This window comes from Streptomyces sp. NPDC111628 (assembly GCF_055635195.1).
This window is the reverse complement of sequence record NZ_JBVKBZ010000005.1, coordinates 596,350-610,444: the sequence shown is the minus strand read 5'-3', so window position 1 is coordinate 610,444 and position 14,095 is coordinate 596,350. Positions and strand designations below refer to the sequence as shown.

Annotated in this window: 15 protein-coding genes; 7 read left to right on the top strand and 8 right to left on the bottom strand. The window is 72.4% G+C overall.

From position 1 onward, the window contains the following. Nucleotides 1–152 precede the first annotated feature (152 nt). From nhaA to ACZ7MF_RS28675, 4 genes are all read left to right on the top strand, one after another. Nucleotides 153–1,577, top strand: a complete 1,425-nt coding sequence (nhaA, locus tag ACZ7MF_RS28690; protein ID WP_471480949.1) for a Na+/H+ antiporter NhaA — start codon at nucleotides 153–155, stop codon at nucleotides 1,575–1,577. A 134-nt stretch (nucleotides 1,578–1,711) separates the two neighbouring features. Further along, complete coding sequence (locus tag ACZ7MF_RS28685) at nucleotides 1,712–2,200, top strand: phage holin family protein (RefSeq protein ID WP_003975371.1); 489 nt, start codon at nucleotides 1,712–1,714, stop codon at nucleotides 2,198–2,200. Next, complete coding sequence (locus ACZ7MF_RS28680; protein WP_471480947.1) at nucleotides 2,197–3,171, top strand: alpha/beta fold hydrolase; 975 nt, start codon at nucleotides 2,197–2,199, stop codon at nucleotides 3,169–3,171. Before ACZ7MF_RS28685 ends, ACZ7MF_RS28680 begins: the two co-directional genes overlap by 4 nt. 160 nt (nucleotides 3,172–3,331) lie before the next feature. After that, nucleotides 3,332–3,517, top strand: coding sequence for a hypothetical protein (locus ACZ7MF_RS28675; protein WP_078582024.1), 186 nt, complete (start codon nucleotides 3,332–3,334; stop codon nucleotides 3,515–3,517). Between the two features lie 13 nt (nucleotides 3,518–3,530). On the opposite strand, the gene ACZ7MF_RS28670 is transcribed toward ACZ7MF_RS28675, so the two are convergent. Genes ACZ7MF_RS28670 through nth form a run of 3 tightly spaced genes read right to left on the bottom strand, consistent with a single transcriptional unit; the run spans nucleotide 3,531 to nucleotide 6,654 of the window. Beyond that, a complete protein-coding gene (locus ACZ7MF_RS28670) occupies nucleotides 3,531–4,736 on the bottom strand; it encodes a MarP family serine protease (protein ID WP_471480944.1) in 1,206 nt (401 codons plus the stop codon). A gap of 45 nt (nucleotides 4,737–4,781) precedes the next feature. Further along, complete coding sequence (locus ACZ7MF_RS28665; protein WP_356859720.1) at nucleotides 4,782–5,525, bottom strand: NUDIX hydrolase; 744 nt, start codon at nucleotides 5,523–5,525, stop codon at nucleotides 4,782–4,784. A gap of 52 nt (nucleotides 5,526–5,577) precedes the next feature. Then, the gene (nth, locus tag ACZ7MF_RS28660; RefSeq protein WP_471480942.1) at nucleotides 5,578–6,654 is read right to left on the bottom strand and encodes an endonuclease III; all 1,077 of its coding nucleotides are present in this window, start codon (nucleotides 6,652–6,654) and stop codon (nucleotides 5,578–5,580) included. 369 nt (nucleotides 6,655–7,023) lie between these two features. Between nth and ACZ7MF_RS28655 the strand changes: the two genes are divergently transcribed. After that, nucleotides 7,024–7,698 (top strand): Crp/Fnr family transcriptional regulator, encoded by a 675-nt coding sequence (locus ACZ7MF_RS28655; protein WP_003975365.1) that lies wholly within the window; start codon nucleotides 7,024–7,026, stop codon nucleotides 7,696–7,698. A gap of 29 nt (nucleotides 7,699–7,727) precedes the next feature. Here the strand turns inward: ACZ7MF_RS28655 and ACZ7MF_RS28650 are convergent, their stop codons facing one another. From ACZ7MF_RS28650 to ACZ7MF_RS28630, 5 genes are all read right to left on the bottom strand, one after another. Beyond that, nucleotides 7,728–8,570, bottom strand: coding sequence for an MBL fold metallo-hydrolase (locus ACZ7MF_RS28650; RefSeq protein ID WP_471480940.1), 843 nt, complete (start codon nucleotides 8,568–8,570; stop codon nucleotides 7,728–7,730). After that, on the bottom strand, nucleotides 8,567–9,505 hold the full coding sequence (locus tag ACZ7MF_RS28645) for an NUDIX hydrolase (RefSeq protein ID WP_471480938.1): 939 nt from the start codon (nucleotides 9,503–9,505) through the stop codon (nucleotides 8,567–8,569). The genes ACZ7MF_RS28650 and ACZ7MF_RS28645 overlap by 4 nt, the downstream gene beginning before the upstream one ends. Nucleotides 9,506–9,564: 59 nt before the next feature. Further along, nucleotides 9,565–10,629 (bottom strand): alpha/beta fold hydrolase, encoded by a 1,065-nt coding sequence (locus ACZ7MF_RS28640; protein WP_471480936.1) that lies wholly within the window; start codon nucleotides 10,627–10,629, stop codon nucleotides 9,565–9,567. Nucleotides 10,630–10,890: 261 nt separating this feature from the next. Next, entirely contained in the window at nucleotides 10,891–11,358 is a 468-nt protein-coding gene (locus tag ACZ7MF_RS28635) for a RidA family protein (RefSeq protein WP_104634494.1), read from the bottom strand. Then, nucleotides 11,355–11,516: a DUF4177 domain-containing protein gene (locus ACZ7MF_RS28630; protein WP_003975360.1), complete on the bottom strand. Its 162-nt coding sequence runs from the start codon at nucleotides 11,514–11,516 to the stop codon at nucleotides 11,355–11,357. Before ACZ7MF_RS28630 ends, ACZ7MF_RS28635 begins: the two co-directional genes overlap by 4 nt. Before the next feature lie 152 nt (nucleotides 11,517–11,668). Here ACZ7MF_RS28630 and bagA point away from each other — a divergent pair, with 152 nt between their 5' ends. Both bagA and bagB read left to right on the top strand, forming a co-directional pair. Further along, a complete protein-coding gene (bagA, locus tag ACZ7MF_RS28625) occupies nucleotides 11,669–12,646 on the top strand; it encodes an ATPase BagA (RefSeq protein ID WP_471480934.1) in 978 nt (325 codons plus the stop codon). Further along, nucleotides 12,643–14,082 carry an ATPase BagB gene (gene bagB / locus ACZ7MF_RS28620; RefSeq protein ID WP_471480932.1) on the top strand — a complete coding sequence of 480 codons (1,440 nt, stop codon included), beginning with the start codon at nucleotides 12,643–12,645 and terminating at the stop codon, nucleotides 14,080–14,082. Before bagA ends, bagB begins: the two co-directional genes overlap by 4 nt. Nucleotides 14,083–14,095 lie beyond the last annotated feature (13 nt).

Sequence of the window (14,095 nt, the reverse complement as noted above, 5' to 3'; positions counted from 1 at the left end):
GCCGGACGAGCGCCGGGTGCCCTCGCCCTGTGCGGCACCGGGGGCCCGGGTAAGCTGGACGGAACGTAAGAGAATCATCAAGATCCTCATGGTGCGCCGGGAAGTCTGGTCGGCATGTGTTCCGTGCTGCCCACCGACCGGAGGTTCTCCTCGTGACCGCGCCCCGCACCCCCCGCAAAGCCTTCGGACGGCTGTCCCTGCCGGAGCGCACCTACCTCGCGGACGCGTTGCGCACCGAGACCGTCGGCGGCGTCCTGCTGCTCGTCGCCGCGATCGCCGCCCTGGTGTGGGCGAACGTACCGGCACTGCACGACAGCTACGAGAGCGTCAGCCACTTCCACTTCGGCCCCGCGGCGCTCGGTCTGAACCTGTCGGTCGCACACTGGGCCGCCGACGGGCTCCTCGCGGTCTTCTTCTTCGTCGCCGGCATCGAACTCAAACGCGAACTCGTCGCCGGTGACCTGAAGGATCCCAAGGCCGCCGCGCTCCCGGTGGTGGCGGCGCTGTGCGGCATGGTCGTACCGGCGGTCGTGTACACCGTCACCAACACCGCGGGCGGCGGCTCCCTGTCCGGCTGGGCCGTGCCGACCGCCACCGACATCGCCTTCGCGCTCGCCGTGCTCGCCGTCATCGGCACGTCGCTGCCGAGCGCCCTGCGCGCCTTCCTCCTGACCCTCGCCGTCGTCGACGACCTGTTCGCCATCCTGATCATCGCGGTCTTCTTCACCGACGGTCTCAACTTCGCCGCACTCGGCGGCGCGGTCGTCGGCCTCGTCGTCTTCTGGCTGCTGCTCCGCAAGGGCGTGCGCGGCTGGTACGTGTACGTTCCGCTCGGCCTGGTGATCTGGGGCCTGATGTACAACAGCGGCGTCCACGCCACCATCGCCGGTGTCGCGATGGGCCTGATGCTGCGCTGCCACACGCGCGAGGGCGAGGAGCACTCGCCCGGCCAGCACATCGAACACCTGGTGCGTCCGCTGTCGGCGGGCCTGGCCGTGCCGCTGTTCGCCCTGTTCAGCGCGGGGGTGGCCATCTCCGGCGGGGCGCTGGCCGATGTCTTCACCAAGCCGGAGACCCTCGGTGTGGTGCTCGGGCTCGTCGTCGGCAAGACGCTGGGCATCTTCGGCGGCACCTGGCTGACCTCGCGCTTCACCAGGGCCTCGCTGAGCGACGACCTCCAGTGGGCCGACGTGTTCGCGGTGGCCACCCTGGCCGGCATCGGCTTCACCGTCTCGCTGCTCATCGGCGAGCTGGCCTTCGAGGACGACGCGGCGATGACCGACCAGGTCAAGGCCGCCGTCCTGACCGGCTCGCTGATCGCGGCGGGCCTGGCGACGGTGCTGCTGAAGATACGGAACGCGAAGTACCGGGGGATGGTCGCGGAGGAGGAGCGCGACGACGACCTCAGCGGTGTCCCCGACATCTACGAGGAGCACGACCCCGCGTACCACCTGCGGGTGGCCGCCGTCTACGAGAGGAAGGCCGCCGAGCACCGCCGGATCGCCGAGGAGATGGAGTCGGCGCGGCTTGCCGAAGTGGCGGGCGGGGCAGGCGATGAGGGCGACCGTCCGGCATGATCTGACGAGACGGTACAAAAGACGGGGCCGTACGCAGTCGAGCGGACACGGGTCGGGCCGGACACGGCCGGACCGAGAACGACGCGACGCCACGGAACCGTACGCAGAAGAGCCAGCAGAAGAGGGAGACCGCGATGAGCGCACCCGACGGCAGCCCGGTCGGCACCGAACGCAGCATCGGCCAGCTGTTCGCCTCGGCGACCACCGAAATGTCGGCGCTCGTGCACGACGAGATCGCGCTGGCGAAGGCGCAGCTGAAGCAGGACGTCAAGCGTGGGGCGACGAGCGGCGGCGCGTTCTCCGCCGCGGGCCTGCTCCTGCTCTTCTCCCTGCCGATGCTGAGCTTCGCGCTGGCCTACGGCATCCGGACCTGGAGCGGCTGGAACATGGCCGTCTGCTTCCTGCTGTCCTTCGCCGCGAACGTGCTGGTCGCGGGCCTCCTCGCGCTGATCGGCATCGTCTTCGCGAAGAAGGCCAAGAAGGGCCGCGGCCCGCAGAAGGTCGCCGCCTCGGTGAAGCAGTCGGCGGGCGTGCTCCAGAACGCCAAGCCGCACCCCCGCCCGGAACTGCCCGCGGACCGGTCCCCCGAAGCGATCGAGGCTGTGGCACGCTCGTCCTCATGACGGGTTCCAGCACCCCTTCGGGGCCATCACCCTCGCCGCAGCACCCCAACCCCACCTCGGTCGTGCGCCTCGGTATCCCGGGCGGACCCGAGGTGACCCACCGGGACGTCGCGGCCAACGGCGCCCGCTTCCACATCGCCGAGCTGGGCGACGGGCCGCTGGTGCTGCTGCTGCACGGCTTCCCGCAGTTCTGGTGGACCTGGCGGCACCAGCTGGTGACGCTCGCCGACGCCGGTTTCCGCGCGGTCGCCATGGACCTGCGCGGCGTCGGCGGCAGTGACCGCACCCCGCGCGGTTACGACCCCGCGGGCCTCGCCCTCGACATCACCGGCGTGATCCGCTCCCTCGGCGAGCCGGACGCCGCGCTGGTCGGTCACGACCTCGGCGGCTACCTGGCCTGGACGGCCGCCGCGATGCGGCCCAAGCTCGTACGACGGCTCGCGGTGTCCTCGATGCCGCACCCCAGGCGCTGGCGCTCGGCCATGCTCGGGGACGTCCGCCAGAGCCGGGCCGGCTCCTACATCTGGGGTTTCCAGCGGCCCTGGGTGCCGGAGCGTCAACTGACCGCGGACGACGGCGCGCTGGTCGGCCGGCTGCTCCACGACTGGTCCGGGCCGCGGCTCCTGGACGACGAGGCGGTGACGGCGTACCGGCGCGCCATGTGCATCCCCTCCACGGCGCACTGCTCGGTCGAGCCGTACCGCTGGCTGGTGCGCTCCCTGGCCCGGCCGGACGGCATCCAGTTCTACCGCCGGATGAAGCGGCCGGTGCGCGTGCCGACCCTGCACCTGCACGGCTCCCTGGACCCGGTGATGCGGACGCGGAGCGCGGCGGGGTCCGGGCAGTACGTGGAAGCGCCGTACCGCTGGCGGCTGTTCGACGGGCTCGGGCACTTCCCGCACGAAGAGGATCCGGTCGCGTTCTCGACCGAACTGATCAACTGGCTGAAGGATCCCGAACCCGATCGATGACGGTTCAGCGGTCGTTCAGTGAGCGATCGGTCACCGAACGGACGCACCCGGTATCCGAACCGGAACGCTTGTCCTATGAACGGCCACTTGCCCGGCGCATAGGCCAATTGGGGGCCGCGGGAACGGTTATCGACCTTGGGGCGGGGGCACACGTCCGGGTATGGGCTGGACGCACGACTACAGTGACGTAGCACGCGACGGCCGCTCCACGAGCGGCGTGAGCAGCACCCACCGACGCGGCGGCACCCCGCAACTCGCGGGTGCGGACCTTCGGGTGGGTATTCCGCGCATCCTGCGCCGCCGGGCCCGCTGGGTCTCCGTACGCCTGCGCCATCCACGGACCTGAGGCGTCCGTACGTTCAGAGCGCGCAGCTGTCGCTGTCCACCTGCTGGCCGGCGGTGCGGCCCTTGCTGATGTCCTCGCGGATCTCGTCCGCGGTGAGCGCGTAACCGGTGTCGGGGTCGTCCAGGGACTTGGCGAAGACCACGCCGTACACCTCGCCCTCCGGCGTCAGCAGCGGGCCACCCGAGTTGCCCTGACGGACGGTCGCGTACAGCGAGTAGACGTCCCGGCGGACGGTGTCGCGGTGGTAGATGTCCGGTCCGTTGGCCGTGATGCGCCCGCGCACCCGCGCGGCACGGACGTCGTACGCCCCGTTCTCCGGAAAGCCCGCGACGATCGCGTCGTCGTCGCCCCGCGCGTCCTCGTCCTCGTCGGTGAACCGCAGCGCGGGCGCGTCCAGTTCCGGCACGTCGAGTACGGCGATGTCGCGACGCCAGTCGTAGAGGACGACCGTCGCGTCGTACTTCCGGCCCTCGCCGCCTATCTGCACCGTGGGCTCGTCGACGCCGCCCACGACATGCGCGTTGGTCATGACCCGACGGTCGGAGAAGACGAAGCCGGTGCCCTCGAGGACCTTGCCGCAGTCCGGGGCGGTGCCCATGACCTTGACGATGGAGCGCTTGGCGGCGACGGCGACCGGGCTGTTCGCCAGCGCCGGGTCGGGCGGCGGCGTGTCGAGGACCGGCTCGTTGGAGAACGGGCTGAAGACCTGCGGGAAGCCGTTCTCCGCGAGGACCGAGGTGAAGCTGTCGAACCAGGTGTCGGCCTGCGCGGGCAGCACCTCCTGCACCCCCGCGAGCACCGTGGACTGCCGCACCTCCTTGCCGACCGTCGGCATCGTGGTCCGCGCGAGGGCGGAGCCGAGCAGCCAGGCGACCAGGAGCATGGCCACGACGTTGACCAGGGCGCCGCCGGTGGCGTCCAGCGCGCGGGCCGGGGACCACGTGATGTAGCGGCGCAGCTTGTTGCCCAGATGGGTCGTCAGGGCCTGGCCGACGGAGGCGCACACGATGACGATGACGACCGCGACGACGGCGGCGGTCTGGCTCACCTCCGCGTTGTCCGTCAGCGCGTCCCAGATCACCGGCAGCAGGTAGACGGCGACGAGACCGCCGCCGAGGAAGCCGATCACCGACAGGATGCCGACGACGAAGCCCTGCCGGAAGCCGACGATCGCGAACCAGACGGCGGCCAGCAGCAACAGGATGTCCAGCACGTTCACTGATTCAGGCCTCGCCTTGTCGTCTGCGGTACGCAGGCCACCCTGTCATGCGCGCCAGTCCAGCGGGACCTGCTTCTCCCGGTCCCAGGGCCGCTCCCAGCCCGCGAAGTGCAGCAACCGGTCGATGATGCCGGCGGTGAAGCCCCACACGAGCGCCGATTCGACCAGGAATGCCGGGCCTCGGTGACCGCTGGGGTGGATGGTCGTCACCCTGTTGGCGGGGTCCGTGAGATCGGCCACGGGGACGGTGAAGACGCGTGCGGTCTCGGCCGGGTCGACGACGCCCACCGGGGTGGGCTCGCGCCACCACGCGAGCACCGGGGAGACGACGAAACCGCTCACCGGGATGTAGAGCTTGGGCAGGACCCCGAAGAGCTGGACGCCGGCCGGGTCGAGTCCGGTCTCCTCCTCGGCCTCGCGCAGGGCGGCCCGCAGCGGGCCGTCACCGCGCGGATCGCCGTCCTCGGGGTCGAGGGCGCCGCCCGGGAAGGCGGGCTGGCCGGGGTGGGAGCGCAGGGACCCGGCCCGCTCCATGAGCAGCAGCTCCGGGCCCCGGCCGGCCTCCTCGGCGTCCTCGCCCGCGCGCGTGCCGTCGCCGAAGAGGATCAGGACGGCGGACTGGCGGCCGGCACCGTCCGCCGGCGGCAGGAAGCGGCTCAGCTGGGTCGGCCGGACCGTCTCGACGGCCCGCACCACCGGGTCCAGCCAGCCCGGCAGACCCTCCTTGCTGAGCATCGCGCCCCGCGTGTGGTCCCTCGCGGGGCCCTGCGTGTCGCTCGCCCGTGTCATCTCCACCCCCGTCCTGCAGACTCCAACGCCCCGAGCCCCCGAGATCGTTCCGTCACCCGGTCGCCCCCAGCGGCGGCGCCGGCTTCCCGCCCGCGTCCAGGTAGGCCTGCGGAGGCTTCAGCCGCTGCCCCGGCAAGCCGCCCTTCTCGTACTTCAGGAGCTTCTTCGCCTTCTCCGGGTCCGTCTCGCCCTCGCCGTACGCCGGGCACAGGGGGGCGATGGGGCAGGCGCCGCAGGCCGGCTTGCGGGCGTGGCAGATGCGGCGGCCGTGCCAGATGACGTGGTGGGAGAGGTCGGTCCAGTCGCTCTTCGGGAAGAGCGCGCCGACGGCGGCCTCGATCTTGTCCGGGTCGGTCTCCTCGGTCCACCGCCAGCGGCGCACCAGGCGCTGGAAGTGCGTGTCCACGGTGATGCCGGGGCGGCCGAAGGCGTTGCCGAGTACGACGAAGGCGGTCTTGCGGCCGACGCCGGGCAGCTTGACGAGGTCTTCGAGGCGCCCGGGGACCTCGCCGCCGAAGTCCTCGGTGAGCGCCTTGGACAGCCCTATGACCGACTTGGTCTTGGCCCGGAAGAAGCCGGTCGGACGCAGGATCTCCTCGACCTCCTCGGGGACGGCTACGGCCAGGTCCTCGGGGGTCGGGTACTTGGCGAAGAGGGCGGGCGTCGTCTGGTTGACCCTGAGGTCGGTGGTCTGCGCGGACAGCACCGTGGCCACGACCAGCTGGAACGGGTTCTCGAAGTCCAGCTCCGGGTGGGCGTACGGGTAGACCTCGGCGAGCTCGCGGTTGATACGGCGGGCGCGGCGCACCAGCGCGGTGCGCGACTCGCCGCGCGGCGGCTTCGGGGCGACGGTCTTTGCCGGGGCGACGCCCTTGACGGCGGCGGTGGCCTTCTTCGGGGCGATGGGGGGCTTCTTGGCGGGCGCCTGCCTCTTGAGGGGCGGGACCTGCTTCGCGGCGGCCGACCTGGCGCCCGTCTTGGCGGCGCTCTTCTTGGCCGCGGTCTTCTTGGCCGCGCTCTTCTTGGCCGCGGTCTTCTTGGCCGCGCTCTTCTTGGCCGCGGCCTTCCTCGCGTTCGCGTCGGTCTTCTTACCCGCGTCGGTCTTCTTACTCGCGGCGCTCTTCTCCACGGCACCCTTCTCCGCAGTCACCCTCTTGGCAGGCACTGCCTTCTTTGTCGCTTTCGCCGTTTTCCTACCGCCATCGGGACCCTGTTCGCCCACAGCGGAATCGCGATGTGCACTCACCCGCGCAGCCCCCTCGGCCTGTGCTCTCACCGGCGATTTGGACACCCGGCCAGCCTACGACCCGGCACCGACATCCGCCCCGGACCTCGAAGATCGGCGCCCAATTGGACCCCTGCCGCGTACCCCGGGACATCAGTGCGGCATCCTTGTGACAGATCACACTGTTTGGACTGTCCGGCAAAATGGGCACCACGGACCCCTGGTACACCGGGGGAACAAGATCCTCTGAGCCGGTCGACAAGGAGAGAACTCGTGGACGACGTTCTGCGGCGCAACCCGCTCTTCGCGGCGCTCGACGACGAGCAATCCGCGGAGCTCCGCGCCTCCATGAGTGAGGTGACCCTCGCCCGCGGCGACACCCTGTTCCACGAGGGGGACCCCGGAGACCGCCTCTACGTGGTCACGGAAGGCAAGGTCAAGCTCCACCGCACGTCCCCCGACGGGCGCGAGAACATGCTGGCCGTCGTCGGCCCCAGCGAACTGATCGGCGAGCTGTCGCTCTTCGACCCGGGCCCGCGCACGGCGACCGGCACCGCGCTGACCGAGGTCAAGCTGCTCGCCCTCGGCCACGGCGACCTCCAGCCCTGGCTGAACGTCCGGCCCGAGGTGGCCACCGCGCTGCTGCGCGCCGTCGCACGCCGCCTGCGCAAGACCAACGACGCCATGTCGGACCTGGTCTTCTCGGACGTTCCCGGCCGTGTCGCCCGCGCCCTGCTCGACCTCTCCCGCCGCTTCGGCGTGCAGTCGGAGGAGGGCATCCACGTGGTGCACGACCTGACGCAGGAGGAGCTGGCCCAGCTGGTCGGCGCGTCCCGCGAGACGGTCAACAAGGCGCTGGCGGACTTCGCCCAGCGCGGCTGGCTCCGCCTGGAGGCCCGCGCGGTGATCCTCCTGGACGTGGAGCGGCTGGCCAAGCGCTCCCGCTGACGCCGGGGAGCGCCGGGGACCCGGGGGAGCTATTCGAGCCGCTGGATGAGACCGTGCTCGCCCAGGTACTCCAGCTGCGCCCGCACCGACAGCTCCGCCGCCGGCCACAGGGAGCGGTCGACGTCCGCGTACACGTGGGCGACGACCTCACCCGGCGTGCGGTGGCCGTCCTCCACCGCCGTCTCGACCTGGGCGAGGCGGTGGGCGCGATGGGCGAGGTAGTACTCCACGGCACCCTGGGCGTCCTCGAGGACGGGCCCGTGCCCCGGAAGCACCGTGTGCACCCCGTCGTCGGCCGTGAGCGACCTGAGCCTGCGCAGCGAGTCCAGGTAGTCGCCGAGACGGCCGTCCGGGTGGGCCACCATCGTCGTGCCGCGGCCCAGGACGGTGTCGCCCGTCAGGACCGCCCGGTCGGCCGGGAGATGGAAGCACAGGGAGTCCGCCGTGTGCCCCGGTGTCGCCACGACCCCCAGCTCCAGGCCGCCGACCCCGATCACGTCACCGGCCGCCAGTCCCTCGTCGCCCAGCCGCAGCGCCGGGTCCAGGGCCCGTACGTTCGTGCGGGTCAGCTCGGCGAAGCGCGCGGCGCCCTCCGCGTGGTCCGGGTGACCGTGCGTCAGCAGCGTCAGCGCGACCCGCTTGCCGGCCCGCTCGGCCGTGTCGACGACGTGCCGCAGGTGGGCGTCGTCCAGTGGGCCCGGGTCGACGACGACGGCCAGGTCGGAGTCGGGCTCGGCGAGGATCCAGGTGTTCGTGCCGTCCAGGGTCATCGCGGAGGCGTTGGGCGCGAGGACGTTCACCGCGCGCGCGGTGGCCGGTCCGGACAGCACGCCGCCGCGCGGCTGTCCGGGCAGTGCTGCTGCGTCCGTCATGCGGGGGCTCCCCCGGTCGGGTCGGAAGGTGTCGCCGGCGCCGCGCTCGCGACGCGCTTGGTGAACTCGTCGTGTCCCGGCCAGGAGAGGACGACCTCGTCCCCGGACAGCCGGGCGCGGGCCAGTACCGGTGTCATGTCGCGGCCGGGCGCCGACGCCAGCGCCTCCGCCGCCGTGGCGCACTCCGCCAGTCCGCGCAGGGTCGCGACGGTGGGCGGCATCATCAGCAGCTCGCCCTTGTCGTACCCGGCGGTCGCGTCCGCCGGGGTGATCCACACCGTGCGGTCGGCCTCGGTGGAGGCGTTGCGGGTGCGCTGCCCCTCGGGGAGCGCGGCCACGAAGAACCAGGTGTCGTAGCGCCGGGACTCGAACTCCGGGGTGATCCAGCGCGCCCAGGCCCCCAGCAGGTCGGAGCGCAGGACCAGGCCCCGGCGGTCCAGGAACTCCGCGAAGGACAGCTCACGGTCGACCAGGGCGGCCCGGTCGGCCTCCCAGTCCGCGCCCGTCGTGTCGCCGGCCACCGAGTCACCGGTCGGACCCGCGAGCAGGACGCCGGCCTCCTCGTACGTCTCCCGTACGGCCGCGCAGACGATCGCCTGGGCGCCCGCCTCGTCGACGCCCAGCCGATCCGCCCACCACGCGCGCGTGGGGCCCGCCCAGCCGACGGCGCGGTCGTCGTCGCGCGGGTCGACGCCGCCGCCCGGGTAGGCGTACGCGCCGCCGGCGAAGGCCATGGAGGTACGGCGGCGCAGCATGTGGACCGCGGGACCGGACCCGGACCCGGTGGCCTCGGTGCCGGTAACGGTGTCCTTGAGGAGCATGACGGTGGCCGCGCGCTTCGGGGTGACCGGGGTGAGGGTGCCGGCCGCCAGCGCGCGGATGCGGTCCGGCCACTCCGGTGGATACCACTGACTATTCGCCTGACCATTCGCCATGGCCGGAGGCTATCCGGTGACGGGCGGATGTTCGAGTGGCCCCCGGGGCGCGGTGGGCGTCAGGCGGGCAGGCCGGTCAGCCACTCGGTGAGCAGCCGGTTCGTCTCCTCGGGGCGCTCCTGCTGGAGCCAGTGGCCGCAGCCGTCGAGGAGGTGCGAGGCGCTCAGCCCGGGCAGGGTGACCGGATACGCCTCGATCGCGTCGGACAGCCAGGTCGTGGAGGCGTCCAGCGCGCCGCCGAGGAACAGGGACGGCTGGGTGATCGGGGCGCCCTCGTGCGCGGCCAGGTCGGCCCAGTCGCGGTCCATGTTGCGGTAGCGGTTGAGGGCGCCGGTCAGGCCGGTCCGCTCGAACTCCCCGGCGTAGACGTCCAGGTCCTCCTCGGTCAGCCAGGAGGGCAGCCGTCCGGCGGCCGGGAACCGGTCGCGCATCCGGCCGCCGGGGGCGACGAAGTGCGGGTCCGGTGCCTCCGGTCCTGGCATGGTGTCGGCGGACAGGGCGGCGTAGAAGCCGGCTAGCCAGCCGCGTACGTCGGGCTCGATCTCGGCCTCGGCGCGGCCGGGCTCCTGGAAGTAGGAGACGTAGAACTCCTGCCCCGCGAAGGGCCCGGCCGGGTCGCTCATACCGGCGAAGACCTCGCTGGGCCTCGGCCCGCCCGGCGGGGTGTACGGCACGCTCAGCAGGCCCACCGCGCGGAACACGTCCGGCCGCAGCAGCGCGGAGTGGGCGGCGATGTTCGCGCCCCAGTCGTGGCCGACGACCACGGCGGAGCGTTCCCCCAGCGCCTCCACCACGGCGACGTTGTCCGCCACCAGGTCCAGCATCCGGTACGCCTCCACGGCGTCCGGCCGCGAGGAGCGCCCGTAGCCGCGTACGTCGACGGCGACGGCGCGGAACCCGGCGGCGGCCAGCGCGGGCAGCTGGTGGCGCCAGGAGTACCAGGACTCGGGGAAGCCGTGCACGAGCAGGACCAGCGGCCCGCTGCCCTGCTCCACCAGATGGATCCGGCCGGCGGGCGAGGGCACCAGCCGGTGGACGGGCCGGCCGGCGGCACGTCCGGGCCTGCGGTCCCGCGGGGCGTCTCGCTCGCCGGTCTGCTGGTCGGTCACGGGCGGCTGCGGCATGGCTCCTCCTGGCGCATACGGTCGGTACGGCCCCCGTCGGGACCGGGAGGGCCGGCCGGGGCCGGCTCCCGCTCCGTACGGGGCACCGGGACCGATACTGCGGGGGCGGTGCGGCGGGCGCGAGGTTTGTTGCCGGCCTGGCAACGCGCGCGCCGCACACCCGGCGTCCGTTCTCCCCGCTCTGCCGGCGTACGGCAGGCAGTCCGCTCCGCCGGTGTACGGCGGGAAGTCCGCTCCGTCGGCCTACCGGACACCCGGTCGTTACGGCTGGACGAGCTCCACCTGGATCTCGACCTCCACCGGCGCATCCAGCGGCAGGACCGCGACGCCGACCGCGCTGCGGGCGTGCACGCCCTTGTCGCCGAGGACCTCGCCGAGGAGTTCGCTGGCGCCGTTGATCACACCGGGCTGGCCGGTGAAGTCGGTCGCGGAGGCGACGAAGCCGACGACCTTGACGACACGCGCGACGCGGTCGAGGTCACCGGCGACGGACTTCACGGCGGCCAGGGCGTTCAGCGCGCAGGTGCGGGCCAGTTCCTTGGCCTCGTCCGGGGTGACCTCGGCACCGACCTTGCCGGTGACCGGAAGCTTGCCCCCCAGCATCGGCAGCTGGCCGGACGTGTAGACGTACGGGCCGGACTGCACGGCCGGCTGGTAGGCGGCCAGCGGCGGGACGACCTCGGGCAGCGTCAGACCGAGCTCGGCGAGCTTCGCCTCGACGGCGCTCATGCCTGCTTCTCCCGCTTCAGGTAGGCGACGAGCTGCTCGGGGTTGTTCGGCCCGGGCACGACCTGGACGAGCTCCCAGCCGTCCTCGCCCCAGGTGTCCAGAATCTGCTTCGTGGCATGGACGAGCAGCGGCACGGTTGCGTATTCCCACTTGGTCATGCGGCCGACTCTAGCCGCTGGCCGGGGCACCTCCGCAGCCGCTGTCCGGGGGCCGTCCGCGGCCGCTGCCCGGCCCCCGCGCGCGTCGGCCGCGACCACGTTGTCCACAGCCACCGGCGTACTCCGCGCGCGGACTGGTTACGCTCGAATACGTGAGCAGGCTCCAGGTCGTCAGCGGCAAGGGCGGTACCGGCAAGACCACGGTGGCCGCGGCCCTCGCGCTGGCCTTGGCCACCGAGGGGAAGCGCGCGCTTCTCGTCGAGGTCGAGGGCCGCCAGGGCATCGCGCAGCTCTTCGAAACGGAGGCGCTGCCTTATGAGGAGCGGAAGATCGCCGTCGCTCCCGGGGGCGGGGAGGTGTACGCCCTCGCCATCGACGCCGAACTGGCCCTTCTGGACTACCTCCAGATGTTCTACAAGCTGGGCAGTGCCGGACGGGCCCTGAAGAAACTCGGCGCGATCGACTTCGCGACCACCATCGCGCCGGGGGTCAGGGACGTCCTGCTGACCGGCAAGGCGTGCGAGGCGGTCCGGCGCAAGGACAAGCAGGGGCGGTTCGTGTACGACTACGTCGTCATGGACGCCCCGCCGACCGGCCGCATCACGCGCTTCCTCAACGTCAACGACGAGGTGGCGGGGCTCGCGAAGGTCGGCCCCATACACAATCAGGCGCAGGCCGTGATGCGGGTGCTGAAGTCGCGGGAGACCGCCGTGCACCTGGTGACACTGCTGGAGGAGATGCCGGTCCAGGAGACCGTGGACGGCATCGCCGAGCTGCGGACGGCGCGGCTCCCGGTGGGCCGGGTCGTCGTGAACATGGTCCGGCCCCAGGTCCTGGACGCCGCCGGCCTGGAGCTCGTACGGGAGACACCGCGTACGGCGCTGGCCCGGTCCCTGTCCGGGGCGGGACTCGGCGGGGCACGGCGGGGCGGGCACGCCGAGCGGCTGGTGGACCCGCTCCTCGCCCAGGCCGGCGAGTACGCCGAGCGGTACGCGCTGGAGCAGGAGCAGCGGGCGGTCCTCGGCGAGCTGGGCCTGCCGGCGCACGAACTGCCGCTGCTCGCGGAGGGCATGGACCTGGCGGGCCTGTACGAGCTCGCCACCGAGCTGCGGAAGCAGGGGATCGCATGAGTCCGGACGACCCGGCCCGCCACCAGGAGGGCGCGCGCCGCCTGACCCCCGCGCGCGCTCTCGACGTCGACGCCCTGCTGGAGGACCCGCACAACCGCATCGTGGTGTGCTGCGGTTCGGGCGGGGTCGGCAAGACGACCACGGCGGCGGCCCTGGGCCTGCGGGCGGCCGAGCGCGGCCGCAAGGTGGTCGTCCTCACCATCGACCCGGCCCGGCGGCTCGCGCAGTCCATGGGCATCGACTCGCTGGACAACACCCCGCGCCGGGTGAAGGGCGTCGACGACTCGGCGGGCGGCGAGCTGCACGCCATGATGCTCGACATGAAGCGGACCTTCGACGAGATCGTCGAGTCCCACGCGGATCCCGAACGGGCGGCGGCGATTCTGGGCAACCCCTTCTACCAGTCGCTCTCGGCGGGCTTCGCGGGCACGCAGGAGTACATGGCGATGGAGAAGCTGGGGCAGCTGCGGTCGAGGGACGAGTGGGACCTCATCGTCGTCGACACACCGCCGTCCCGCTCGGCGCTGGACTTCCTGGACGCCCCCAAGCGTCTCGGTTCCTTCCTGGACGGCAAGCTGATCCGCGTCCTGCTGGCCCCGGCGAAGGTCGGCGGCCGGGCCGGGATGAAGTTCCTGAACGTCGGCATGTCGATGATGACCGGCGTCCTGGGGAAGGTGCTGGGCGGGCAGTTCCTCAAGGACGTGCAGACCTTCGTGGCCGCGATGGACTCGATGTTCGGCGGCTTCCGCACGCGCGCGGACGCGACGTACAAGCTGCTCCAGGCGCCCGGGACGGCGTTCCTGGTGGTCGCGGCCCCGGAGCGGGACGCACTGCGCGAGGCCGCGTACTTCGTTCAGCGGCTGGCGGCCGAGGACATGCCGCTCGCCGGTCTGGTGCTCAACCGGGTCCACGGCAGCGGCGCCGACCGCCTGTCGGCCGAGCGGGCACTCGCCGCCGCGGAAAATCTTGAGGATCCCCGCATTGTGGATCAGGACGGCGGGAAAGCTGGACTTCGTACCGCTCCCGGCAACTCTCCCGACACGTACGGCAGTTCAGACGCCCCGCCCGGCAGTTCAGAAGTGACCGGCTCCGAGCCCGGCGACTCCGCCCCCGACGCCTCACCCGGGGCCTCCACCGCCTCTCCCGAGGCTTCCGGCACCTCTCCCGAGGCCTCCGGCACCTCACCCGAGGTTTCCGACACGGCGGAGCGATCCGTCGACGCGCTCGCCGCGGGCCTGCTGCGGCTGCACGCGGAGCGCATGCACCTGCTCGCCCGCGAGCAGCGCACGCGGGACCGCTTCACCGCGCGTCATCCCGAGGTCGCGGTCACCGAGGTGGCCGCGCTGCCCGGCGATGTGCACGACCTCGCGGGGCTGCGGGACATCGGGGCACGCCTGGCCACCGGCCGACCCGAGCTGCCCGAACCGGACGCGTGATCCGGACGCGTGA

What these genes read in the sequence shown, in the direction of transcription:
- ACZ7MF_RS28685 (WP_003975371.1), top strand. Translation starts at nt 1,712, where the DNA reads ATGAGCGCACCCGACGGCAGCCCGGTCGGCACCGAACGCAGCATCGGC.
- ACZ7MF_RS28680 (WP_471480947.1), top strand. Translation starts at nt 2,197, where the DNA reads ATGACGGGTTCCAGCACCCCTTCGGGGCCATCACCCTCGCCGCAGCAC.
- ACZ7MF_RS28675 (WP_078582024.1), top strand. Translation starts at nt 3,332, where the DNA reads ATGGGCTGGACGCACGACTACAGTGACGTAGCACGCGACGGCCGCTCC.
- ACZ7MF_RS28665 (WP_356859720.1), bottom strand. Translation starts at nt 5,525, where the DNA reads ATGACACGGGCGAGCGACACGCAGGGCCCCGCGAGGGACCACACGCGG.
- ACZ7MF_RS28650 (WP_471480940.1), bottom strand. Translation starts at nt 8,570, where the DNA reads ATGACGGACGCAGCAGCACTGCCCGGACAGCCGCGCGGCGGCGTGCTG.
- ACZ7MF_RS28645 (WP_471480938.1), bottom strand. Translation starts at nt 9,505, where the DNA reads ATGGCGAATGGTCAGGCGAATAGTCAGTGGTATCCACCGGAGTGGCCG.
- ACZ7MF_RS28640 (WP_471480936.1), bottom strand. Translation starts at nt 10,629, where the DNA reads ATGCCGCAGCCGCCCGTGACCGACCAGCAGACCGGCGAGCGAGACGCC.
- ACZ7MF_RS28635 (WP_104634494.1), bottom strand. Translation starts at nt 11,358, where the DNA reads ATGAGCGCCGTCGAGGCGAAGCTCGCCGAGCTCGGTCTGACGCTGCCC.
- ACZ7MF_RS28630 (WP_003975360.1), bottom strand. Translation starts at nt 11,516, where the DNA reads ATGACCAAGTGGGAATACGCAACCGTGCCGCTGCTCGTCCATGCCACG.
- bagB (WP_471480932.1), top strand. Translation starts at nt 12,643, where the DNA reads ATGAGTCCGGACGACCCGGCCCGCCACCAGGAGGGCGCGCGCCGCCTG.